Annotated in this window: 20 protein-coding genes; 12 read left to right on the forward strand and 8 right to left on the reverse strand. The window is 63.7% G+C overall.

Annotation, left to right across the window (positions count from 1 at the left end):
- Positions 1 to 44 precede the first annotated feature (44 nt).
- Both H9627_RS05870 and xylB read left to right on the forward strand, forming a co-directional pair.
- A complete protein-coding gene (locus H9627_RS05870) occupies positions 45 to 887 on the forward strand; it encodes a DeoR/GlpR family DNA-binding transcription regulator (RefSeq protein WP_191733078.1) in 843 nt (280 codons plus the stop codon).
- Entirely contained in the window at positions 887 to 2275 is a 1389-nt protein-coding gene (xylB, locus tag H9627_RS05875) for a xylulokinase (protein ID WP_191733079.1), read from the forward strand. The genes H9627_RS05870 and xylB overlap by 1 nt, the downstream gene beginning before the upstream one ends.
- A gap of 2 nt (positions 2276 to 2277) precedes the next feature.
- Here the strand turns inward: xylB and H9627_RS05880 are convergent, their stop codons facing one another.
- The 4 genes from H9627_RS05880 to H9627_RS05895 form a co-directional block, all read right to left on the reverse strand.
- Positions 2278 to 2904 carry a hypothetical protein gene (locus H9627_RS05880; RefSeq protein WP_191733080.1) on the reverse strand — a complete coding sequence of 209 codons (627 nt, stop codon included), beginning with the start codon at positions 2902 to 2904 and terminating at the stop codon, positions 2278 to 2280.
- 24 nt (positions 2905 to 2928) lie between these two features.
- On the reverse strand, positions 2929 to 3792 hold the full coding sequence (gene panC / locus H9627_RS05885) for a pantoate--beta-alanine ligase (RefSeq protein ID WP_191733081.1): 864 nt from the start codon (positions 3790 to 3792) through the stop codon (positions 2929 to 2931).
- Between the two features lies 1 nt (position 3793).
- Positions 3794 to 4603 (reverse strand): 3-methyl-2-oxobutanoate hydroxymethyltransferase, encoded by an 810-nt coding sequence (panB, locus tag H9627_RS05890; protein WP_191733082.1) that lies wholly within the window; start codon positions 4601 to 4603, stop codon positions 3794 to 3796.
- Positions 4604 to 4680: 77 nt separating this feature from the next.
- The gene (locus tag H9627_RS05895; RefSeq protein ID WP_191733083.1) at positions 4681 to 5898 is read right to left on the reverse strand and encodes an FAD-dependent monooxygenase; all 1218 of its coding nucleotides are present in this window, start codon (positions 5896 to 5898) and stop codon (positions 4681 to 4683) included.
- 135 nt (positions 5899 to 6033) lie between these two features.
- On the opposite strand from H9627_RS05895, the gene H9627_RS05900 reads away from it, so the two are divergent.
- On the forward strand, positions 6034 to 7212 hold the full coding sequence (locus tag H9627_RS05900; RefSeq protein WP_191733084.1) for a PucR family transcriptional regulator: 1179 nt from the start codon (positions 6034 to 6036) through the stop codon (positions 7210 to 7212).
- A gap of 104 nt (positions 7213 to 7316) precedes the next feature.
- On the opposite strand, the gene H9627_RS05905 is transcribed toward H9627_RS05900, so the two are convergent.
- Entirely contained in the window at positions 7317 to 7889 is a 573-nt protein-coding gene (locus tag H9627_RS05905) for a DNA-3-methyladenine glycosylase (protein ID WP_191733085.1), read from the reverse strand.
- Positions 7890 to 8007: 118 nt separating this feature from the next.
- Here H9627_RS05905 and H9627_RS05910 point away from each other — a divergent pair, with 118 nt between their 5' ends.
- The 3 genes from H9627_RS05910 (at position 8008) to H9627_RS05920 (ending at position 9705) form a co-directional block, all read left to right on the forward strand.
- Positions 8008 to 8613: an HAD family hydrolase gene (locus tag H9627_RS05910; protein WP_191733086.1), complete on the forward strand. Its 606-nt coding sequence runs from the start codon at positions 8008 to 8010 to the stop codon at positions 8611 to 8613.
- The gene (locus tag H9627_RS05915) at positions 8610 to 9176 is read left to right on the forward strand and encodes a gamma carbonic anhydrase family protein (RefSeq protein ID WP_191733087.1); all 567 of its coding nucleotides are present in this window, start codon (positions 8610 to 8612) and stop codon (positions 9174 to 9176) included. Before H9627_RS05910 ends, H9627_RS05915 begins: the two co-directional genes overlap by 4 nt.
- Before the next feature lie 91 nt (positions 9177 to 9267).
- Entirely contained in the window at positions 9268 to 9705 is a 438-nt protein-coding gene (locus tag H9627_RS05920; RefSeq protein ID WP_225213524.1) for a TM2 domain-containing protein, read from the forward strand.
- Positions 9706 to 9816: 111 nt separating this feature from the next.
- Here the strand turns inward: H9627_RS05920 and H9627_RS05925 are convergent, their stop codons facing one another.
- From H9627_RS05925 to H9627_RS05935, 3 genes are all read right to left on the reverse strand, one after another.
- Positions 9817 to 10983 (reverse strand): ROK family protein, encoded by a 1167-nt coding sequence (locus H9627_RS05925; RefSeq protein WP_225213525.1) that lies wholly within the window; start codon positions 10981 to 10983, stop codon positions 9817 to 9819.
- Between the two features lie 185 nt (positions 10984 to 11168).
- Positions 11169 to 12461, reverse strand: a complete 1293-nt coding sequence (locus H9627_RS05930; protein ID WP_191733088.1) for an MFS transporter — start codon at positions 12459 to 12461, stop codon at positions 11169 to 11171.
- Positions 12462 to 12517: 56 nt separating this feature from the next.
- Complete coding sequence (locus H9627_RS05935; protein ID WP_191733089.1) at positions 12518 to 13534, reverse strand: hypothetical protein; 1017 nt, start codon at positions 13532 to 13534, stop codon at positions 12518 to 12520.
- Between the two features lie 242 nt (positions 13535 to 13776).
- Between H9627_RS05935 and H9627_RS05940 the strand changes: the two genes are divergently transcribed.
- The 6 genes from H9627_RS05940 to H9627_RS05965 all read left to right on the forward strand — a co-directional run bounded on the left by H9627_RS05940 (position 13777) and on the right by H9627_RS05965 (position 23880).
- Positions 13777 to 15738, forward strand: a complete 1962-nt coding sequence (locus tag H9627_RS05940) for a fimbrial protein (RefSeq protein ID WP_191733090.1) — start codon at positions 13777 to 13779, stop codon at positions 15736 to 15738.
- A 186-nt stretch (positions 15739 to 15924) separates the two neighbouring features.
- Entirely contained in the window at positions 15925 to 18006 is a 2082-nt protein-coding gene (locus tag H9627_RS05945; RefSeq protein WP_191733091.1) for a hypothetical protein, read from the forward strand.
- 10 nt (positions 18007 to 18016) lie between these two features.
- Positions 18017 to 19552: a hypothetical protein gene (locus tag H9627_RS14390; protein ID WP_191733092.1), complete on the forward strand. Its 1536-nt coding sequence runs from the start codon at positions 18017 to 18019 to the stop codon at positions 19550 to 19552.
- Complete coding sequence (locus H9627_RS05955) at positions 19549 to 20985, forward strand: glycosyltransferase family 2 protein (RefSeq protein ID WP_191733093.1); 1437 nt, start codon at positions 19549 to 19551, stop codon at positions 20983 to 20985. The genes H9627_RS14390 and H9627_RS05955 overlap by 4 nt, the downstream gene beginning before the upstream one ends.
- 47 nt (positions 20986 to 21032) lie before the next feature.
- Positions 21033 to 22760 (forward strand): ABC transporter, encoded by a 1728-nt coding sequence (locus H9627_RS05960; RefSeq protein WP_225213526.1) that lies wholly within the window; start codon positions 21033 to 21035, stop codon positions 22758 to 22760.
- A gap of 52 nt (positions 22761 to 22812) precedes the next feature.
- Positions 22813 to 23880 carry an ankyrin repeat domain-containing protein gene (locus tag H9627_RS05965; RefSeq protein WP_191733094.1) on the forward strand — a complete coding sequence of 356 codons (1068 nt, stop codon included), beginning with the start codon at positions 22813 to 22815 and terminating at the stop codon, positions 23878 to 23880.
- Positions 23881 to 23918: the final 38 nt, after the last annotated feature.

The following is a 23918-nucleotide window of genomic DNA, read 5'->3' on the forward strand; positions in this document are numbered from 1 at the left end:
AAAAACTGCTGGTTCTAACAACATGAGCGTGGTAGCTTTTTCACATGGCCCACATAACCCCCGCCACCGCCCAGGAGCGGCGTCGAGAGCGCATCATCTCCTACATCACGCGACATGGATCCGCGCGCGTGGAACAGCTGGCAGAGCATTTTGATGTCAGCGCGATGACCATCCATCGTGATCTGGAGGCACTGGCTGCGGATAATCTCCTCGAACGCATCCGGGGTGGCGCGCGCTCGGTGTCGCCGTCCATGAGTGAGCTGGCAGTGGGGCAGCGCAGACACCTGCACCGGACCACCAAGGAGGCGCTCTGTGCCGCTGCCGCGCGTCTCATTCCCGAAGGGGCGGTAGTGGCGATTGATGATTCCACTACCCTCGAAGCCCTAGTGGAACAGCTTCCTGAACGGGCGCCGTCGGCATTGATCACCCATTCCCTCAAGGCAATGAGCGATCACCGCCGGCGCGCAGGGATGATTGATATCCGCCTCATCGCCTGTGGCGGACTTTATTTTGCGGAAACGGATTCCTTCCTCGGCACCGCCACCACCGCGCAGCTCAATCAGTTATCTGCAGATATTTCCTTCGTGTCCACCACCGCCCTGCGCGAGACTGGTGATTCTGCTGCATTATTTCACCCGGATATGGAGGCCGCGGACACCAAACGTGCGGTGATCGGTATCGGTGCCATCAAAGTGTTGGTGCTGGATTCGAGTAAATTTGGCTCACCCGGTGTCTTTCGTGTGGCCCCGATCGATCATTTCGATCACATCATCATTGACCAGAAATGTAGCCGTGATCAGCGTGAACTTCTTTCGCTCTGCCGCGCCCAGATTCATGTCGTCGATGTGGATGGGAATGAGACCACTCTCCAGGAAGGGAAAAACTGATGGCACTGGTGCTGGGTATCGATAGTTCCACCCAATCGTGCAAGGCGGTGCTTGTCGACGCCGCCACCGGCCACGTGGTCGATGAAGGCCGTGCGAGTCACCCTTCCGGCACGGAGGTGGACCCCGCCGCCTGGATCGAGGCTCTTGACATTGCCACCGAGGGGCTCCTGGGGCGTGCCGATGCTGTGTCCATCGCTGGCCAACAGCACGGAATGGTGGCCCTGGATGCCCATGGTGACCTGGTGAGGCCTGCCCTCCTGTGGAACGACACCCGTTCTGCGCAGGCGGCGCGTGATCTCAATGAGGAGATCGGTGGTGCTGATGTTGCTGTGGATGCCACCGGCAGTGTGTATCTGGCTTCCATCACGGCCACCAAGTTACGGTGGATGAGGGACCATGAACCCGATAATGCGCGTCGTACCGCTGCGGTGCTGCTCCCGCATGATTATCTCACCTGGCATCTGCTGGGCAGAAAGCGCATGGTCACTGATCACGGTGATGCCTCCGGCACCGGTTATTACAGCACTCGCGACCGTGCCTGGAGACATGACCTCGTGGAACTCGCATTCGGGCACGGGGTGACCCTGCCGGACCTTTTGGGTCCGAATGAGGTGGCAGGGCGCACCAGCAGTGGTGCGCTGGTTGCCCCGGGGACTGGTGATAATGCGGCTGCAGCCTTGGGATTGAGCCTGAAACCAGGGGATGTCAGTGTCTCCATAGGTACGTCCGGGGTGGCTTCGGCCACGGTGGATAACAGCGTCCACGATCCATCCGGACTGGTCACCGGGTTTGCCGATGCCACCGGTGCCTATCTACCGCTGTCCTGCACCCTCAATGGTGCCCGTGTCCTGGAACTCGGTCGCCGTATCCTGGGGGTCGAGTGGGAGGAATTTGATAAACTGGCGCTCGCCTCCGACCCGGGCTCCGCGGGGTTGGTGCTCCAGCCTTACCTCGATGGTGAACGCACCCCGAACCGGCCTGGGGCAACCGGGGTGCTGGCGGGACTCACCAGTGCCACCACACGGGAAGACTTCGCACGTGCCACCGTGGAAGGCCTGCTTAGTTCCATGGATGATGCCGTCACCGCATTGGTTGATGCTACTGGTGTCCCTGCGAAGCGCATTCTGCTCATCGGTGGCGGTGCCCGTTCGGAGGCGGTGCGCCAGATCGCCCCGGAGGTATTCGGTACGGATGTAGTGATCCCTGAACCTGCAGAATACGTCGCACTCGGTGCCGCACGGCAGGCTGCATGGGTGCTGTCAGGTTCGGATAAGCCACCAACGTGGGATATCGCCGGGTCTACAACCATATCCAGACAGAGAAATGATGATATTGCCGTGCGCTACGCCCGCCTCCGGGAAGCGACGCGGGACTGGTGTAACCCCTGACGCTACCGGAAGTTCCGCCTAGCCTCATTGGCGGCTTCGGCGCCTATGATCCAATCATCAATCTGGGTGGCCACCCGTTTGGCTGCCGCGAGGTTTCCGGAGTGCAAGGCGAACTGGGCATCGCTGACCAGTAAGTGCCATTTGGCCGCTGGAATGGGGTACCCGGATTGATGGGTGTAATCGTGAAAGGCGCATAACTGGTGGAGAAGTGCCAGCTCAGATGGGTCACGGGTGTCAGTGATCAACACCGGTAGGTTCAGGTCGACGTCCCTACCCTCCCGCTCCTTCCGCGCCAGGTACCAGATGCGTCCCAGTGCGAGCGGGGTTCCCACCACAACCAGAAGCATCAAAATCCCGGCCAGGATGAGAAGAGCGGTGGAGTCAATCGCAGCGCTTGTTAATGCCAGGACCGGGATGAGTAGACCCGCACCCATCAATCCAGCACGCGAGCGTTTCGCACTCTGAACTGCCCTGGTGGGTTGATCACTGGGAAGGTGCGCCCTCAACGCGGCCCTGTCCGGTACGACGATCGCCCGTGACCCGCTGCTCAGATCCTCATTGGTGACCCGGGCCAGCTGGGTGAAATCGCGGTGGCCGAGGATCTCCGGGAGCAGGGGATGAAGTGACATGGTGGTTCTCAGGCTAGCGCACTCTCACCGCGGGAGGAGTTCAATGTTGTCGATCAACCGGACCTGGCCGACGTGGATCGCGGCGACGACCAGCGCGGGGCGGTCGAGGGCCCCGGTGACGGTGAGGGGTTCGAGGGTGGCGGCGTCGACAAGCTCGAGATGGTCCAGACGCACCCCCTCGGCCGAACGCAGCTGCGCCCACGCGCCCTCAATGTCGAGTGGCTGGCCGGTGGAGGCGCGTTCCTCCAGGTCGAAGAGCACGCGCGACAACACGAGCGCGGCGTCGCGGTCGGCGTCGGAAAGCCGCTGGTTGCGGCTGGATTCCGCCAGGCCGTCGGCGGCACGGATGATCGGCACGGCGCAGATCTCCAGCGGAAAATCCAGGTCCCCGACCAGACGTCGGATCACGGCGACCTGCTGGGCGTCCTTCTGCCCGAAGTAGGCGCGGTCGGGGCGCACCAGGTTGAAGAGCTTTGCGACGACCGTTGCCACCCCGTCGAAATGCCCCGGCCTGCTGGCGCCCTCGAGCCGCTCGCCCATCTCACCGGTGCGCACCCACAGCATCGGCAGGCCGGTGGGGCCGTACATCTCCTCGACATCGGGGGCGAAGACGACATCCACGCCCTCCGCCTCAAGGAGTGCCACATCGGCGTCGAGCTGGCGGGGATAGTTGCGGTAGTCATCGCAGTCACCCAGCGCCTCGAACTGGAGGGGATTAACAAAGATGCTGGTCACCACCACCTCATTCTCCTCCCGGGCCTTCGCCACCAGCGAGGCGTGACCGGAGTGGAGGGCTCCCATGGTGGGCACCAGGCCTATGGAACGGCCCTGGGTGCGAAGGGGTGTCAGGGCGTCGAGAAGCTCTTTCTTCGTGCGTGCAACCAGCATGTCAGTAGCTCTCCGTCTCGCCGGGGAACGCACCGGAGCCCACCTCATCGGCGTAGGTGCGGGCGACGTTGAGCAGCTGATCACCCAGGGTGGCGTACTCACGCACGAAACGCGGCTTGCGGCCACGGTTGAACCCGAAGGCATCCTGCCACACCAGCACCTGGCCGTCGGTGCCGTTACCTGCGCCAATGCCGATGGTGGCGATGTCGAGCTGGTTGGTTACCTCCGTGGCGATCTCCGCGGGCACCATCTCCAGGACCACGGCGAAGGCGCCGGAGGCCTGGACGGCATGGGCGTCGGCAAGCAGCTTGTCCGCACCGCTGCCGCGACCCTGGATCACGGGCCCGCCGAGGGCATGCTCGGACTGCGGGGTGAAACCGATGTGGCCGCAGACGGGGATGCCGGCGTCGACAATGCGACGGATGGTAGAGGCCATCTCCACGCCACCCTCGATCTTGACGGCTGCCGCGCCGGTCTCCCGCATGACGCGCACGGCGGATTCGACCGCCTGCTGCTCGCTGACCTCATAGGTGCCGAAGGGCAGATCCACGATGACCAGCGCACGCCTGGCCGCGATGGTGACCGCCTTGGCCAGCACGATCATCTCATCCAGGGTGATCGACAGGGTGGTCTCCCGCCCCAGAACCACATTGGCGGCGGAATCGCCGACCAGCAGCATATCGATCCCCGCCTCATCAAAGATGGCGGCGGTCATCGCGTCATAACTGGTGAGGACGGAAATCTTCGTCCCATTCGCCTTCGCCTCGTGGATGTGACGGGTGCGGATCTTCTTTGCATCAATGCCAGACATGACGATGAGTATAGATGTGTCTCATGACACCCTGGTGACGGGAGTGTTACTTGATCGGTTCCGGTAGCTAAATCCCCTCAGGAGACAACGGCGGATGGGTACCGGTCCGCCACATGCTCATGGATCCACCCCAGGTAGCGATCCCACGCATCGTCTGCACCCAGCCGGGCATTCCGTGCATCGGCCGCCGGGCCATCGGGAAGATGATAAACGTCAGCGGCGGCCAGCGAGGTGATTTGAACCCGTCGGGCGCGGTCCGCCCGCAGCTCCTGGTACCGCTGGCGGGCGGCATCCCAGCCGGTGCCCTGCTCCAGCCCCTCCATAAGGCAATCGGCGAGCACGATGGCGTCCTCTATGGACTGGTTGGCGCCCTGGCCGTGGTGGGGGACCATGGCGTGGGCGGCGTCGCCGATGAGCGTGATGCGCCCCTTGCTCCACTGCTGGAGTGGTGGGCGGTGGAAGAGAGCCCACCGTTCGGTCACGGGGTTGGCGCTGATCATCTCGGTGATGGCCGGGGCCCACCCCTCGAAGGCCTTGAGGTGTTCATCCTCCTCCGCCACCGGCACCACCCATGATTGTTCCTCCCACGGGCCGTTGTGGCGCTGCACCAGGAAGAAGTTCTGCACCCCGCCACCGATGGGGTAGTGCAGCAGGTGCCCACCTGGGCCCATCCAGAATTGGATGGCCTCCGGATCGGGTAGGGACGGCATCTTCTCGGGGGCGACCAGTCCGCGCCAGGCATGGCAGCCGGAGAACTGGGCGTCGTCATAGCCCAGGATCTCCCGGCGCAACCGGGAACGCACCCCATCGGCACCGATGACCAGATCAGCCTCCACCGTGTCACCGTCGGCGAAGTGCAGGACCGCGGCATCGGTGCGCTCCTCCACCCGGATGCACCGCTTGTTCAGGTGGATCGCATCCTCGCCCACCGCATGCTTTAGGATGTGCTGCAGGTCAGCGCGGTGCACGCCGTAATAAGGTGCGCCGGCGCGCTCGTGGTACTCCCGGCGGGAGGAGATCCGGTTGATCACCCGGCCATCACGCCCGTCGCGCAGGATCAGCCCATCCACATCGGCACTCTTCTCCGCCAGTTCCTCCCCGACACCGAGACGGTCCCGCAGGAAACGGGTGGCGTTGGCGGACAGGGCCACAGCGGCACCGACCTCACGCAGCTCGGAGGCCTGCTCATAGATCTGTGGTTCCAGTCCGCGGCGGCGCAGTTCAGCGGCCAGGGTGAGTCCACCGATACCCGCTCCCACGATGGCGATCCGGGTGCCTTGATGTGATGATGTCATGTGCTTCTCCTTCACTTGGGTGTCGCTTATGGAAGATCGTAAGCGCCGGGCCGGGGTGTTTTCATCGGCGTTCTGTGGCAATTGTCCGGCGAGTTTTCCGACACTCTGTCGGAAGCGCTGGGTACTGTCGGACGGATGAAGCGTTTGCCTGAGCTTGACGACGCCCTCCAGAACCTCTCCGAGGACCTCGACCGTCGCCTGGTGGTGATCGATAAGACCATGCGGGTGGTGTCCTATTCCATCCACGAGTCTCCAGCCGACCGCCAGCGTCTCTTCCACATGCTTGCCCACAGTGATTCCTGGCCCCGACCGGCCACCGCGACCACGCCACACCAGGTGGTGGAGATCCCGGATGTCGGCCCCGTGCTCTTCCTCCGGTTGCTTGACCCCCGCAGGCAGATCATCGGTCACCTGGTCCTGCCCGTGGATGATGCTGCGCCGGAGGAGTCGCTGCTCGCCGGGGTGACAGCTGCCGCCCCACACCTGTCGACGCTGCTGGCCGCCCGCCAGCACAATGACATGGACCGGGAGGCCCGTTCCCATCATCTGGCTGTTCAGCTGGTCAGCAATGATGCCGGGGCACGGGCGAAGGCGGCCGATGCCCTCATCACAGAACGTTTCCTCAGTTCAGCGGAGACCTGCTGCGCTGTGGCCCTCGGCGTGGATCCGCGCGGTGCGACACCCCTGGATCATGAGAAGACCCCACAGGCCGTGACACAGACCCTGGATTTTGTGCGGGAGACCTCCACCGCGACCGTCATCGGGGGTGTCCTGGATGACAGGGTTGGTGTGCTCGTGTTCCCACGACCGGTGGTGGTTCCCAGGCTGCGCCGGATCCTGGACGATCCCCAGCTGATACCGGTCCGGGCGGGGATCGGACCACTGGTGCCGCTGGGGGAGGTGTACCGTTCCCTCGACCGTGCCCGTCTAGCGTGGCGCGCGTCCTGGCTGGCACCGGATGCCCACGACACCGTCACCACCTGGGAGACGGTGGGGTTGGATGGGACCTTGGCGCGGCTGCCCCTGGAGGATTTCCAACCGCAGGATCTACCACCCTCCATAAGGGAACTGCTCGCGGCGGTGGAGTCCCCGGTGCTGCTCCACACGCTGGAGGCCTATCTCACCGCCGGCGGCGATGCGCAGCAGACCGCACGCACCCTCAGCATCCACCGTTCAACTTTGTACTACCGGCTGGACAAGCTACGGGTGCTTATCGACGGCGACCTCAGCGACGGCCTCCTCCGCCGTGAACTCCACACCGGGCTGCGGATCGCGCAGCTTGCTGGCCTGGTTCCCGGGGAATGGGTGAAATGAGGTGAAAACGCCGATATCGGGTGAAAATTAAGGTTCTAAACGGAAGAAAACACATAATCTTCTCTATAGAACAGATGCTATTGGTGCCTAAATGACTAATAACATCATTTCCGGGTCTTCGGCCGACCACGTCGCACGCTCACCGTGGGATCACCTGGGATCCAGAACCGCAGCGGGGCATCGGCGTTCTTCGTGATACCGACCCGTGGTCCACTGACCCACTCCGGGCGTTCTGACGGTTCCACCAGCTGGAAATCCGGACCGTTGATGGGAGCGTGGTTATCGCTCAGCTCGAAGTTGAGTGCCTGCCCCAGGTTGCCGGGCCCCCGGGCCAGGCGGGCGAAGGGGACGTCACCGCGGCGTCGATAAGCAATTGCCTCCCCGGCCACCACCTCACCCGCACGCAACAGGACACCCTGGCCCACCCCCTCCGGTGCGCAGGCGATATTGCCCGCGCGGTGGATGCCATAGGAGATGTAGATGTACATGTGGCCGCCGGGGCCGAACATCGCGGCATTGCGCGTGGTCTTGCCGCGGTGTGTGTGGGCGGCGGCATCCTCCGCGCCGAGATAGGCCTCCACCTCCGTCAGGCGGATCGACACCCCGTCATGGGTGAAGATGCAGCCGAGCAGCTGTGGGGCGACAATATCTGCGGGTTGGAGGAAGTCGATGGGCATGGCAGCGATTGTAGGTGCGCAACCACCGGAGGAGGATTTCGACCCCGGCGGTGGCAGAAGTAAATAGACTGAGGAAAACCGCTTATGGACAGTGTGACAGTGTGGCAAGGAGGCCTCGATGGCTGCTTCACCCAAGACATACCTTTTCGATTTGTACGGTGTGACGTTGAAAGTCGAGGGACCGGCGCAGTTCGAACGCGTCAACCGCGTGATCGGCGAGCCGGAGAAAACCGAGTTGTTCCGGGAGGTGTACACGGAACTGCGTCAGGATCTCAACGCCGGGCGCATCTCGGAGATCAGTTATTGGAACCAGGTGCAGGCCCGCGTCGGATTGCTGGATTTCGATTTCGGTGAGGCGATGGTCGCTGATTATGTGGGCATCACCGAGATGGATGAGGAGGTCCGCGGGTTCATCGACGGGCTCAAGGACCAGGGCCACAGGGTGGGCGTGCTGGCCAACATTCCGCGCGGGGTAGCCGAGCGGTTGCGGGATGTGCACGGTCAGTGGCTGAACTCCCTGGATGCGGTGCTGTTCTCCTGCGAGATCGACACCGCCAAACCCGACCCCAGGGCCTATGAGGTGGCCATCGAGGCGCTCGGCGTGCCGGCGGGGGAGATCACCTTCGTCGATGACCGTAGCGTCAACGTCGAGGCCGCCCGCGAGGCCGGCATGAACGCCATCCACTTCACCACCCTCGATGCACTGAAGGAACGACTGTCATGACTGAAGCGACCACCGGACCCCTGATCCTGCCGTTCAACGGCAAAACCCCCCGCATTCACGAATCCGCCTGGATCGCCCCGAACGCCACCATCATCGGTGACGTCGAGATCGGCGCGGATGCCTCCGTTTTCTATGGGGTGGTCCTGCGCGGGGATGTCAACGCCATCCGCATCGGTGCGCGCACCAACATCCAGGACAACTGCGTCCTCCACGTCGATGCAGATGCTCCGTGCACCCTCGGTGATGATGTCACCGTCGGGCACATGGCGCTGGTACACGGTTCCACCGTGGGCAACGGCACCCTGGTGGGCATGAAGGCCGGGTTGCTCTCCCGCAGCGTGATCGGGGAGGGTTCCCTCATCGCCGCCGGCGCGATCGTGCTGGAGGGGCAGGAGATCCCCGCGAAGTCCCTGGCCGCCGGCGTGCCCGCGAAGGTGCGACGGGAGCTTTCCGACGAACAATCCTCCGCCTTCATCCCCCACGCGGGGCGTTATGTGCAGACCTCCAAATCGCAGGCCTCCATAAGCGAGGCGTTGTCGCTGGATGAGGTACGTTTCAGCTGATTCCCGGACCATAGTGGGGGACTGGCCGGCGTGATACTTTGAGGAAGGTAGTGGTCCCACTGCCACCACCCTCACAACATGGGAGATTCCGATGGGCTCACCTTTTTATCATCCGGACAACAATCCGAACAACAACTCAGATAACCAGGGTGCCAACCCGAATCCGTGGCAGGGGGAATACACCCAGCCCCAGTGGAATCAGCCTCCGGCCCACTACAACCAAGCCTCGCAGAATTACCCCATGCCCCAGTACGGCTACCAGCCACAGCCCGTGCAGAAGAGCATGGTTCTCGCGGCTATTCTCGCGCTGTTCCTGGGGCATCTGGGTATCCACAACTTCTACCTGGGGTATACCCGCGCGGGGCTCGCCCAGCTGGGATTGTCCATCGCGGGATGGGTGCTGGCCGTGGTGCTCATCGGTTTCGTGTTCCTCTTTGTGGTGGGTGTGTGGGCGCTCATTGATTTCGTCCTCATCCTGATGCGCAGCGGGCGTTTCCGCGTCGATGCCAGTGGGGTGCCGCTTCAGTAGGTTCTGCGCTGCAGCAAGCCTGAAAACACCAACAACTCCGGGGTGACACGATCCAAGGTCGTATCACCCCGGAGTTGTTCCGTCGCTTATGGAGGGGGGCCGCTCCGTGCCCTAGTTGCCGGCCCCCTGCTGAAGTGGGGTCAGTGCCAGCGGGGTGTTGAGCAGGCGGTCCAGGGCGACGGCCCGGGCGGCGGCGCGGACGTTTTCGCGGTGGGTGGGGATCAGGCGCAGTTCGATGTCGCGGTCGTATTCCTTCTTCAGTTCGGCGGCGAAGATGGAACGTCCCTTCTGGTCCTCGGAGAAGGCCGATCCGGACAGGACGAGGGTGGAGGGCTCGAGGTCACGGGCTGCCGCGGCTGCGGCGTGGGCGAGGAGGGTGGCGCGCTCGTCGAGAAGCGTCCGGACCTTCGGGTCGCGGTCGGCGAGGGTGACCAGTTCGGCGAGGGTGTCCGCGTAGGTGCCCTGGTCGGAGACCCGGTTGAGGAAGCCCTGGGTGCTCAGTGCGTCCTCGGGGGTCATGCCGCCGGTGTCCAGGGCGGAATCGCTGGTGGCCTGCAGCGGGCCGACGACGTGGACGCCGGTGTCGTTGCTGTAGGCGGCGCCCACGGAATCGTCGGCGTAGAAGGTGAGGGTGACCGGGGTGACTTCGTCGGGGCGGGGCAGAGGTGCAGCCTGCAGTTCGGAGGCAGCGATCGCGGGGATGGCGGAGGCGACGGTGGCGGGCACGCTGAACTGGTAGTTCATGCGTCCGGCGATGTCCACGGCATCCCACCCGAGGTTGTGGGCGGTGACCACGCCGGCGTTGGTGACCTTGCCGGAGGTGGCCACGCCGATGCCGACCAGGGGCAGGTCGATGCCGGTGGTGAGGCGGTTGACGCCGGCGATGAGGTGCTCGATGAAGGTGTCGGGATCAAGATCGATCGCGGATTTCTCCAGGATGTTGTCACGCAGGGTGCGGCCCTTGGTGTCGAACAGTGCGACATAGGAGGACCGGGTGCCGATGGCCACGCCCGCATGGATCCAGGGGCTCGGTGCCAACTCCAGGGGGATGTTGGGGCGGCCGGGGCCGGTGGACTGCGTGAGGTCGGGGCGTTCCCGGACCAGACTGGCCTGCATCAGTGCGGTGACCGCACGGGTGACGGTTGGTTGGGACAGACCTGTGGCCTCGACGAGCTCATTGCGGATCAGCTGCTGGCCGAGACGGATATGATGCATGCACTTCGCGGCCGGGGTTGCGGGGCGGGCGAAGGGCGCTGAGGGTGGGGCCTGATTTGGCATGAATAAAACAATAGCCAATCGTAGACAACACTGTCTAATGACACGCTGGTTTCCTAGACTGCATAGTCTACTTTGGGGGTGATGGCCTGGGCCTTTGGTCAGGCCACGCGCTTCGGGGGCATGCTTTTCGACGTCCCGACCACCCCTGGGCCACCCCATCCGGGGATGGCGCGACGAACGTGGGGTCACCGTGAGGGGTCGGTTTCCTCCACCGTCGGGTGGGGTCTGCGGTACCGCCAGAAAGACGGTACGCAGATCATACACAGAAAAGTGAGCGCCACCACAGCCACTCCACCCCAGAGGGTGGTCCACCCGGCACCCCAGGGGCCGGCCAGCCAGCCGTGCAGCACATCGGCCAGGCGTGGCCCGCCCACCACCACAACGATCCACACCCCCTGAATGCGCCCCTGGACGTGTTCCGCCGCCGACTGCTGCAGGATGGCATTGCGCACCGCCGAGCTGAACATGTCCGCCATGCCCCCGAAGACCATCATGATCACCACCAGCCATGCCCAATAGGTGACCCGGCCGGGGCTCATGAGGATAGCGACGCCCGCCAGGGCCACGGCGACACCCCACGCGATGATGCACCAGTAGACTGCCACGCCCTGCCGGCTGATCCGTGACACCCACCCGGAGAACACCCCACCCAGCACCGCACCGATCGCGATGGAGGAATACAGCAGCGACAGCATCATCGTGCCCTCGGCCCCACCACCGAAATCCACCTCGGCGATCTCCGGGTAGAGGGCACGGGGCATGCCGAAGACCATGGCGATGAGATCCAACAGCATCACCATCATCAGCACCGGCTGGCCCGTCAGGTACTTCAGTCCATCCACCACACTGGCGAAACCAGCCTTCATCACCTCGCCCACCGGTTTCATCGCGGGCAGGGCCCACACCGCCCACAGGGTTGGCACGATGGAGACCACATCCAGGAAATACAGCCACCCGAACCCGATGAGGGGGATCAGCACACCCGCCAGCAGGGGGCCGACGATCGCGCCGGTCTGCATGAGCAGCATGTTCAGGGAGGTGCCCGCTGCCAGCTGATCGACGGGCAGGAGTCTGCGCAGGATCGCCGTCCGTGTTGGTTGGTTGACCGCGAAAAACGCCTGTTGCAGCGCGAAATTCCCCAGGAGCAACCAGATATTGGTGTTGCCCATCATGGTCAGCACCCAGAATCCGGCGGTGGTGGCGATCAGGCCAATGGTGGTGGCAATGAGCACTATACGTTTATCAAACGCATCCGCGATCGACCCTCCATAGAGCCCAAAGATCACCAGTGGCACCAGGCCGAAGACACCGGTCAGACCCACGTAGGCGGAGGCCCCCGTCAGCTGGTAGATCTGCACCGGCACGGCCACCACCGTCAACTGCGCACCCAGCACCGTGGCGACATTGCCCAGCCATAACCGTTTGAAGGCGGGCATCCGGAACGGGCGGGTGTCCGCGAAGATATCTCTGAAGCTCACGCGCCACACCTTATCGGAGGGGCGGTGTGGCCCGTGGGTCGGTTCGGGAACGCGGATCAGGAACGTGGGTCGTCGGCGAACCAGGCTGCGGCGGTCACTGCCGTGGTGTCCCCCTGCAGCAGGTCCTGGATCTGTTCCGCAGCATGCAGCACGGTGGGTAGGTGAAAATCCCGGGGGAGGGGTTCATCATCGGTCAGGGCGTTCCGGAAGAAGGAGGTGCCTCGGCGCACCGGCCCGCCGACCCTGCTCACTGCAATGGAACCGGCGGCCTCGGATTCCAGCAGTACCACTCTCCGGTCCACGCCGGATCCGTCTGCGGAGTTCTCCTCCCACACCTGGGGCAGGTGGTGGCAGAAGATATTGCCCAGGCATAGCCCGATCTCCGCAAAGGAATCCCGTCCCATATGGGAACTGATGCGGAAGCGGTACCAGGAATCATGCTCGGTCATATCGGGAATCGCGGCCTCACCCTCCACCGGTGGGTGGATGAGTTCCGCCCAGCTGGCGGCATCCGAACTGTCTCTCTCCCATACCGCCACCGCACCGATCTTCCACAGATTGCCCAGCATCCGGGTGTGGTCCTCGGTCAGGGCCGGGTGGAATCCACGGTAGGTCTCGGGTCGGGAGGCATCCGGGTTGCCGCGTCGCTGTCTCCACCCTGCGATATGTGCGGTCTGTCCGGGTACCTCCTCACGGGAGGGGTGTATTCCGGTGTCTGGATCGACAACATCCTCGCGCAGGTAGTGGGCTATTGGTGGCGCCGACTCATCCTGCGGATCGCTGAGCAGGATCGGGAGGGCGCCCGCGCGTGGTGGGTAACCCAGCATCTCCCATTCCTGGCCCGGGCGCAGGTCAATATGCTTGACGACGCGTTCCACCGCCTCCAGGCTGTGCGCCCGGTGGATCTGAACCGGGCGTGCCAGTTGAACCGCCGCCTGGGCGGCGTGGTGGATGGGGTAATTCGGCCAGGCGCACACCAGTGCATAGATGAACTGTTCCAACCGGTTTCTGTGCATGGGGTCGGTCTCTGTCTGCACCATGGCGTGGATATGGGCGTAATGGGCAGTGGTCATGGCATCTCCTCACCGTTGATCCATTTTTGGCAAGGTTAGCCTAAGCTTTGCTGATGGTCCAGGGTTTCTTCCTGCCACCCGCCTATCTGTCATCTGACGCATCGCCGGGGTGGTGCCGACATGGGGTTCGTCGTAAAGCGGAGGTGAACGGTCTTTTCCGGGCAGGCATAACCACGACGAGTGGCAAATAACACAGTTATAATCAGTCGCAGTTTCCCTATCGTCGCCTTCGAGGAGAATCCATGTCGCCCATGCGCCGACTCATCCGTCCCGCCACCGCTCTCCTACTGGCAGGTGGCGTGGTTCTGGGCAGCGCATCCGGTGCGCCGGCGCAGGCCCAGGAGATGGTCATTCCGCTGGACAGTCTCGGCGTAGGGGAAACCACCACCTTCTTCGGTCGTACCGCGGAGGTACCCTTCACCATTCCCGTCCCACCGGGCACCACACCTGAGGTGCTGACCGGTACCTTCCAGCTCCCCATTGATTTCACCGGTGGGTTCGTGGAGCTCTACAGTGGCGGCAACCTCGTGGCCTCGTTCCCGCTGGAGGCGGAGAACGCCACCGCGGGGGTGGAGATCCCTCTTGATCAGGTGGAGGTGGCAGGGGACAGTGCGAGCTTCACCCTCCGGGCCGTCATGGATGTGGAGGGCGAGCAGTGGTGCCGTGAGATCCCGGAACTGAGCCTGCTCAACGGTTCGGTGCTGTATTCAGGGGAGGCAGCCACCCCGGAGACCGTGGCGGATTTCCTCCCCCCGATCCTCAGCACCCTGAGCATCTACGTCCCGAGCGATCCCTCCCAGCCGGTGCAGCAGGCCGCCCTGGAACTGGCTACCTCCCTCGAATCCGTCTACCGGGCCTCCGATGTTGATATCCAGATCCTCGACCTGCCCGGTAACCGCATGGAACCCGGCCTGCCGGGAGGCTCGCTTGAACGTCAGATCGTGTTCAGTGGCACGGGTGAGCCGGGGATCGAACTGGTCAACGGTGGCGAGGAATCCGCTTTCCTCCGGATCAACGGTGAGGACGGCCAGGTGGGTGACCAGGCCCGTCTGCTGGCAGATCCCATTCTCAACCTCACCTCTGACAACCAGGTGACAGCCAGCGGTTTCCCCACCCAGACGCACACCTTCCGGGAGACAGCCACCCTCAATGAGCTGGGATACTCCGCGCTCACAGCAGAGGGCGTCGGCCAGCCCGCGGTCTACCTGACCCTCGAGCGCGCCCGGTTTCAACTCTTCGTGGAATCCGCCGACCTGACACTCACCGGCGCCTACACACCACTGGGGGAGGAGCGCGGTGGGGAGATCACCGTGACGGTGGGTGGCAATGTTGTTGACCGGTTCCCCGCGGATGACTCCGGGGAGATCGACCGGGACATCACCATCCCGGGCAACCAGCTCGGCCGCTACACCGACATCGCGGTGGCGTACCGCACCACCGGTGACGTCAGTTGTGGCACCACCCAGCCGGTCGCATTGACCATTGATGGGGAATCCTCGATCACCGTCACCGAGACCAACGCCCCCAGCCAGGCCGGTTTCCAGGTTTTCCCGGAGGGTCTCCTCCCCACCGTGGATGTGGCCATGTCCGGGGGCACTGCCTCTGATCTCTCCCGTGCCGCCAGCATCCTCACCGGGGTGCAGTCACTCAGCAACGCGCCACTGCAGCCACGGATCGTGTCGTGGGATGAGGCGGTGGGAAGCAGCAATCCCACCGTGTTCATCGATGCCGACGGCAACCGGATGGGGGAGATCCCCCGCCACCTGGCCATGACGGACACCACCCTGACCCCGATGACCCGGAGCGGTGGCGGCGGTGGAGCCATCGGCGAACCCGGATCGGAGGATGTCGATTCCGCCCGCCAGCTGACCATGTCGGAGGACCTCTCTGCCGGAAGTCTCCAGGCGGTGTGGGACGCAGGCAACGCCCGCATGATCCTCGCGGCCTCCTCCAACCAGAACCCCGTCCAGCTCGATCGGCTGCTTGACTGGCTCGGTGAGGATGCGGCTCGTTGGGCGGGATTGCAGGGCGACGTTCTGGTGCAGGCGGGTGACCGTGCCCCCATGGAATTCCAGGTGGAGACCCAGGAACCTCGCCAGCTCATCGACCGCATCAACCTCATGATCGCCATCGCCGTGGGTGCCGTGATCGTCATCGTCGCGATCGTGGCACCCCTGATCGCCATCCGACGCTTCCGCAGGTAATCCGGGAAATAGCCCCGATGGGTCTGTCCGGAGGGGCGGGCCCCGCGATGGGCGGGAAATGGTGCTGGAACTACCGGTGCTGGAACTCATGCGGGAAGTCATGCGGGAAGTCTTCCCGTAACGGCAAACCGCCTATATAGTTTCTGGAATACAATATCGTTTGCACCGGGGCTTTGAGGAGTGCCGATGTTCCTTCCGCGAACTGCTGTCCCCCGCATTATTCCCCATGCCATTCCCCGCACCCTCGCGGCTGTGCTGGCCACCGGTCTGATGCTGTCCGTCTCATCCGGTGTACCTGCTCTGGCGCAGGACAACCCCGGCCAGCAGGACACTGACCAAGCCCAGGGCACCGTCATCACCACCGGTGATCTCGGACTGGGGGAGAGCACAACCTTTCTCGGTCGCACCACCAAGGTGCCTTTCAGCATCATGGTGCCTCCCGGAACCACACCGGAGGCGTTGACCGGCACCTTCCAGCTTCCGGCTGATTTCAACGGGGGAGTCATCGAGCTGTACAGCGGTGAGCGGTTGCTCACCTCCCTGCCGCTGGAGGTACAGGACAACCTGGCTGCCGTGGAGATCCCCCTCGACGGGGTTCCGGTGGAGGAGGGCCGTGCGGATTTCACCCTCCGCGCGGTGATGGATGTAGTCGGGGACCAGTGGTGCCGGGAGATCCCGGAGCTGACCTTCCTGGACGGGGCGGTCCGGTATTCCGGGCAGAGCATCAAACCCACGGTGGTCGCAGATTTCCTCCCGCCTGTTCTTCGGACGTTGAGTCTCTATATCCCGGTTCAGCCCTCTGAGGCCGTGCAGCAGGCCACACTGGAAGTGGCCACCTCCCTGGCCTCCGTCTACCGTGCCTCCGGCGTGGAGGTCCGGGTTGTGGGCCTGCCGGAGGGAAGTGCCCAACCCAATGCACCGGCGCGCAGCGGGGAGCGGCAGATCGTGCTCACCGACACCGGAATTGCGGGGATGGAGCTGATTAACCCCGGTCAGCAGAATGTGTACCTCCGGATCAATGGTCGGGATGACCAGGTGGCTGATCAGGCACGCCTGCTCACTGATTCGCTTCTTCCCCTGGCAGCCGACCAGCAGGTGACGGTTGCCGGGTTTGGGGCGGTTCCGGGTGTCTCCGCCGACATGGCCACCCTGACCGAACTGGGTAACTACAATCTCTCCTCCGAATCGGTGGGTGGCACCGCTGTGCTGGTGGGTATTGAACGTTCCAGATTCCGGCCCATCGTCGAATCTGCTGACATTCATCTCACTGGTAGTTACACGCCACTGCCCGACTCCAACAACGGCCAGATCAGGGTCCGGGTAGGGGACACGGTGCTGGACTATTTCACCGTGGATGACTCCGGCGAGATCGACCGGAGATTCACCCTCCCCGGGGAGCTCGCCGACCGGTACACCGAACTGGTGGTGGAATACCAGACCACCGGTGTTCTCACCTGTGGTGACACCCAACCAGTGGGTCTGACCATCAACGGTGACAGCCTGATCACCACCCAACACACCGATGTCCCGATACTCTCCGGTTTCCAGACGTTACCGCAGGCTTTCCACCCCACGGTGGATGTTGCGATGACCCAAGGTGACGTGTCCGATGTCTCCCGGGCGGCCAGTCTCCTGACCGGGGTGCAATCCCTGAGCACTACCCGCATCCGCCCACAGGTGGTGACCTGGGAGGAGGCGGCTACCAGCACCCGTCCCACGGTGTTCATTGATGCCGAAGGTCAACGGGCCCGGGAACTGCCGCGTTATCTCTCGGAAGCCGGGACCACCCTCACGGTGCTCACCCGTGATGGATCCGGCGTGGCAACCGATGCACTGACACAGGAGGAGAAGGATCTGGCCCGTCAGCTCACCACAACCGCGAATTTGTCGGCTGGTGGACTCGAGGTGGTCTGGGATGCTGAGGCAGGCCGCATGATCATGGTGGCCTCCTCCAATCGGAACTCCCGGCAGTTGGATGGTGTGATCAGGTGGCTGGATGAGGATAACACCCGTTGGGTGGGGTTGAACGGTGATGTCCTGATCCAGGTGGTAGACCGCACACCTGTAGAGCTTGAGGTGGCAGACCGACCTGATAAATCAACCAACACTGTGACCACGTGGGTGGCGGTGGCGGTGGCCGCTGTGGTGATCGCGGTGGTGGTTGCCGTGACGCTGCTTGTATCGCAGCGGTTACGGAGCTCCCGACGGTCCCAGCGGGGCCAGGGTCCAATCGGTAGCCGCCGTGCGGGCCGACCCGGACGGGGATAGGGGGACGGTGATGGCTGCTGAGGTCACCAACCCGGGGGCCACCAACCCAGGTACACCACCCGCACGGAGCTTATCGACGACCCGCTGGCTGCGGGGGAAGCCGGGCATCTGGGCATATACGCTCCGGGGGTGGATCCTGGTATTCAGCTTGGTCCTGGCGTTCCACGACACCTTCACCCGGGTGCTGGAGTTGGGGTTCATCGGCTTCGAACATGACATCCTGCTGGTGCTGCTGATGGCGGCCGTGTTGTTTATGGGGCTCGACCGCACCCGGGCGCGTGCCCTGGACATCCACGACCGCGAGGTGGATTACATCATCGGGTGCATGGCGTTGATCATCGCCATTACCGTCAAGGCTCAGCTGCTGCCACGCTTCGTCGAGTGGGATGCCCTCCTGCGGTTGGATATCCTCGCCATCCTGTTGTTCGTCTTCGGTGCCTCCGGACTGCTCTATGGCATGCGGTCCACCCTGCACTTCGGACCCGGGTGGGCATTGTTGTTCCTCTACAACCCACCGGTTCACCTGATTGTGAGCACCCTGCTCGGTGGTGGATGGTGGGGGACCGCGATGGCCAATACGCTCGGTCTGGCACTGGCTGTGTCGGTCGCGCTCCACCGGGATCTGGTTCAGAAGATCTACTTCGGTGCACTCGTCCTGGTGGTGGGAATGTTACTGGCCACGGTCATGTGGTTGCTGCATCCTCCGCCCTTCTCCCTCACTCACATGCCGGGGATCGTGGCCACTGTTCTTATTGTGTACAACACCTCCCGTGGCAACCCCGGGCAGTGGTCTTTTCTCCGGTGGCGTATCCCGACGGTGAAGGATGCCCGTTTGGCCACCATCCTGGTCCTCATCGCCGCAGTGGTCCTGGCCGTCAACCCCGTGCCCCGCAGTCCCTGGTCCCCGGCTCTGCTGCCGGAGGGCCCGGCTGCACCCTCCACCCCGGGTGTTTCTGTACCCCCGAACTGGGAGGTTGCCGGTTACCGGGAGTACGAATGGGCCAGCCGGTATTTCGGTCCGGGTTCCTCCCTGGTGAGGCAGGAGCTCACCAGCCGGCAGTACAACCCCGACTGGGACCAGTCCGGGTTGGTGCGCACCGTGGTGGTGGACACCCTGCTGGCCACCGATTACTACCAGGCCCGTGCCTTCGGTGATGAAACCCTGTACTCAACACTGACCGGTAGGAGATCAGAGTCCCGCACGGTGGACCTTGGATACGGGATTTCAGGGCGTGTGTACACAGTGTTGGATGAATCGGACTTCCTCACCTACACCAAGCTGGTGTTCTCCTGGACCCGGGAGGACAACGTGGTGGAGAACATCAGTGTGATCGCGGTGGATGACCACCGTCCGGAGGCCCGTTTCCCCCAGTTGGCGCCGTCCCTGGTCCTCATGCTCACGCAGGTGTTCACCATCCTGTTGCGTGGTAATGCGGTGACCGTGGACACCCAGACTGAATACAAGGACATGGACCTGGTGACCACTGCCGCCCGCGATATTGTCGGCTGGCAGATGGAAAGGGACATGGGGGAGAGGGACCAATGATTCTCACACTGGACTCCCCGGAGGAAGACAAGCGCCGGGCGCTTATCCATGCCATCGATGGCCTCCGGCGTCAGGATCCGCTGGTGTCTGCCGCGGTGGCCTTCACCCGGGGGCAGAAGATCTTCTTCGTCGCCGCCGGGTTGGCGTTCCTCCTGCTCGCTGTGCTGGCACCCCTGGCGGCGTTGATCATCATCGCAGGGCTGTGCACCCTGATGTATGTGGTTACCCTCACGGACCGCTTCATCATGTTCCGCAAGGGCCTGCGGGCCGACGCCATCATGCGGGTCTCCGATGAGGAGGCCCTGGCCGTACCGGTGGAACGGTTGAAGTCCTATACCATTCTCGTGCCCGCCTATGGGGAGCCGGAGGTGATTGCCCAGCTGGTCACCGCCATGAATTCCTTCGACTACCCACCCCACCTCCTCCAGGTGCTTCTCCTGCTGGAGGAGGATGACCTGCCCACCATCGAGGCTGCGGAGCGGGCCAATCTGGGGGAGATCTCCACCATCATCAAGGTGCCACCGGCTCAGCCACGCACCAAACCGAAGGCCTGCAACTACGGATTGCATTTCGCCACCGGGGAGATCGTAACCATCTTCGATGCCGAGGATATCCCTGATCCCCTGCAGTTACGCCGGGTGGTGGTGGCCTTCGAGAACTCCCCGGCGAACACTGTGTGCGTGCAGTCCCGGCTCTCCTACAGGAATGCCCGGCAGAATCTGCTGACCGGGTGGTTCACCATTGAATATGACGTGTGGTTCAATTTCCTGCTGCCCGGCATCATGCGCATGCAGGCCCCGGTGCCGCTTGGTGGTACCTCGAATCATCTGGTGACGGAGGTGCTGCGGGAACTGGGGGCGTGGGATCCATACAACGTCACCGAGGATGCCGATCTGGGTGTGCGTATCGCCGCGCGTGGTTACCGCACCGCGGTTCTGGATTCGGTGACCTGGGAGGAGGCCAACTCCGACACCATCAACTGGTTACGACAGCGGTCCCGCTGGTACAAGGGTTACCTTCAGACCTGGTTGGTGTATATGCGCCGCCCGCGGTGGTTGGTGCGTGAACTGGGTGTGTTGCCGGCTCTCCGGTTCACCTTCCTTATGGCCGGCACCCCGATCGTCGCGGTATTGAACCTGCTCTTCTGGTACCTGTCGCTGACCTGGATTCTCGGGCAGCCCGCCACCATCGCCGCGATGTTCCCGCCTTTGGTCTACTACCCGGCGCTGATCTGTCTGATCCTGGGCAACGCCGCCACCATGTACATGAACCTCATCGGATGCCGGGAGGGACGTGATCCCCTGTTGGTGGTGGCGGTGTTGACCTTCCCGGTGTACTGGTTACTCATGAGTATCGCTGCGTTGAAGGGCACGTGGCAGCTGATCACCCGTCCCTCCTACTGGGAGAAGACCGCCCATGGACTGGAGGCGTGATGGTGGGTGGGAATCCTGCTCTCACCGGTGTGTCCCAGGCAGCGCGCATGCCACGTCTTGCCCGGACCTCCCCGGCCCTACCCAGCACGGTGGTGCCAGGTTTCCCGGACAGGAGAAGCTGGCGCAGGCAGGGTGTGGCGGTCTTTGCGATCACCCTGGTGATCTACCTGGCAGTGGCGTGTTGGCTGGCGTTGGATGTCCGGTATTACCTGGGTGATGCCCTCTCCCGTACCCAGGCAGCGGAGTCCATTTTGTACTCGCGCAATCCCAACCTGTCGGTGATGGGGTTCATCTTCACCCCGCTGACCACCCTGGCGCAGCTGCCGCTGGCGGCGGTCGCGCCGCTCCTCCCGGATCTCACCCGCACCGGACTCGCAGGGGCGGTGGTGTCGGCGGTGTTCATGGCGGGTGCCTGCCGCCAGTTGTGGTTGATCGCAGCTGAGCGTGACATCCCCCGGTGGTACGCGGTGGCGGTGGTGGTCATGTTCGCCCTCCACCCGATGATTGTGCTCTATGGGGCGGTGGGCATGAGTGAGGCCCCGTTCATCTTCGGGGTGTTGTGGGCATCCCGGCGTCTGATCCGGTGGACCTCCACCGATGATGTCCATGAACTCATCACCGCCGGTTTCGCCCTCGCGGTGGCGTTCCTGGCCAGGTATGACGCCCTGGTGATGGCGTTCGTGGTCATGCTGCTGGTCGGTGCTATGACCTGGTGGGACCGCCGCCGGCGCGGATGGAATGACCCGGCGGGTTTCGCCTTCCTGGACATGCTGGTCCTGGTGTGGCCCATCGGCCTGGCGTTTGTGACCTGGACCGGCGCCAGCTGGTTGTCCACCGGTGAACTGCTGGCACAGTTCACCTCGCAGTACGGCAATGCGGCTGTCATCGGGCAGGGGGGGGGTGGCGAGACCGGCCTCCAGGCGCTTGTCGACGCCCTCACCCGCACCTTCCTCATCTCACCGGCGTTACCGTTACTCCTGGCCGTGGTGATCATTGCGTCCATAAGGCGCGGGGACCGTGAGCCGCTGTTGCCGATGGTGATGATGGTGACGGTGCTGGCCTTCCAGATCCTCACCCACGCCCTGGGTTCCACCTTCGGGCTGATGAGGTTTTTCATCATCGCTGTTGCCCTGACCGCTGTGCTGCTCATCCAGCTGTTGCCACCGGGCGGGAGATTCCCCACGCTCCGGCCGGGTGCCCTCTACCGGGAGCGACCCCGGGCCCGCACACCCTGGGTCAGTGTGCAGGTGTTTGTCCTCCTGCTTGTTGCGGCCGGCATGGCCGTCACCACCACGGGGTTGGGATCCGCCCGGTGGGCACCCCAGGAATACGCCCTGGCCCAGGTGATCCCCCTGGCGGACAAGGGCACCCCCGCGGAACAAGAACAGCGGATCCGGGTGCTCAAGACCTTCAGCACCGAACGTTATATCGCCGATCACCTGGACTCCCTCAACCTCGGGGAGGGCACTGTGGTGACCTCGGTGGTCAAGAGCTTCGCGGTTCTGAACGCCTCGGGGAACCAGAAACAGTTCGTGATCCCCTCCGATGAGGATTTCATCACCATCCTCAACAACCCCTCCGGGGCCGGGGTGCGGTATCTCCTGGTTTCCGAACCGGATCCCCGTGGGGTGATCTGCCCGATCAATCTGCGCTACCCGGACCTCTATGACACCGGTGCCGGTATCGCCACCCTGGAGCTGGAATTCAAGAATCAGGGCGTGGGGCAACCGAACTGGAGGTTATACCGCGTACTCAGTGTCCCGGTGGGGCAGTAGGATCAGACTGAACCCATATCCACCCTCATCCCCGCATTTTCAGGAGCTCCCATTGGCACGCAGGTTAAAGGACACTCTGCCCAAGAGGTTCCCCCGACTCGTGGAGAACCGCGATGTGGAGGCCCTGAAGGATGTCTTCGATGACCGCTCCCCGGATGCCCGTGACCGGGAGGGCAACACGGCCCTGCATCTGACACAGGTGCCGGAGGAGATCAAAACCTGGCTGCTGGACCAGGGGGCGGATATCAATGCCCGCAATGTTGATGGTGATACACCCCTGCACACCCATGTCGCCCACCCGGAGGCGGATCCCCGGTTTCTCCTGGAGCGGGGAGCGGATGTGGACCTGGAGAACAACCGGGGTGAGAACCCGACGTTCGTCGCTGTCTCCTCACCGGAGATGATGGACCTGCTCATCCGCGCCGGGGCGGATCCCCACACCCACAACGAGGTGGGGGACACCCCCCTGATCGCCGCGATCAGGACTGCGGAGCCGAGCCGGATCCCGGCACTTGCGCAGGTGGTCAGGTTATTGGACCCGCATCCGTCCATCCAGCGGGACCTGGAGGTCACACGTGACAGCGTCATCGACCTGGGCCACCGCTTCGAGAGCATCCGTGACGCCTATGACCCGGCCACTGTGGAGCAGGTCGCACGGGAGCTCGCATTCCTCTATGGGGTGTTTGATGTCGCGGAGGAGGAACAACCCACCCGCCCGGTGCGTCACGACGGCACCAGCCCGATCACGTTGCCGGGACGGACCTGGCAGGAACAGTTCATCGCGGCGTGGGATTTCCTGGTCCCGGTGACGGGTAGGCCCCGTTCGCTCCAGGGCGAGGCGATCCGCATCGCCGGTGTCATCGCCGATGAATTCCACGGGAATGACGGCGTGAACTGGGATGATGACCACCGGCGCATGGCCCGGGCACTCCTGGATATCACCGCGCAGGGCACCCCACTGGGTGAGGATGAGGCCGCGGAGCTCGCGGCTGCGGTGAAGAAGGTGCGAAAGGGGAAGCCCTCGGAATCGGACGTCGACAAGCTTCCCCGTCTGGCCACCGCCTGGGTGGCGGCCAACCCGCGCCCGCGCCCGCTGGGCGAGACCACCTACGAGCGCTAATCGACGTCCCACCCACCGCGACCGACGCGAAAAGGGGT

The sequence above is a fragment of the Corynebacterium gallinarum genome (assembly GCF_014837045.1).
Taxonomy (GTDB): domain Bacteria; phylum Actinomycetota; class Actinomycetes; order Mycobacteriales; family Mycobacteriaceae; genus Corynebacterium; species Corynebacterium gallinarum.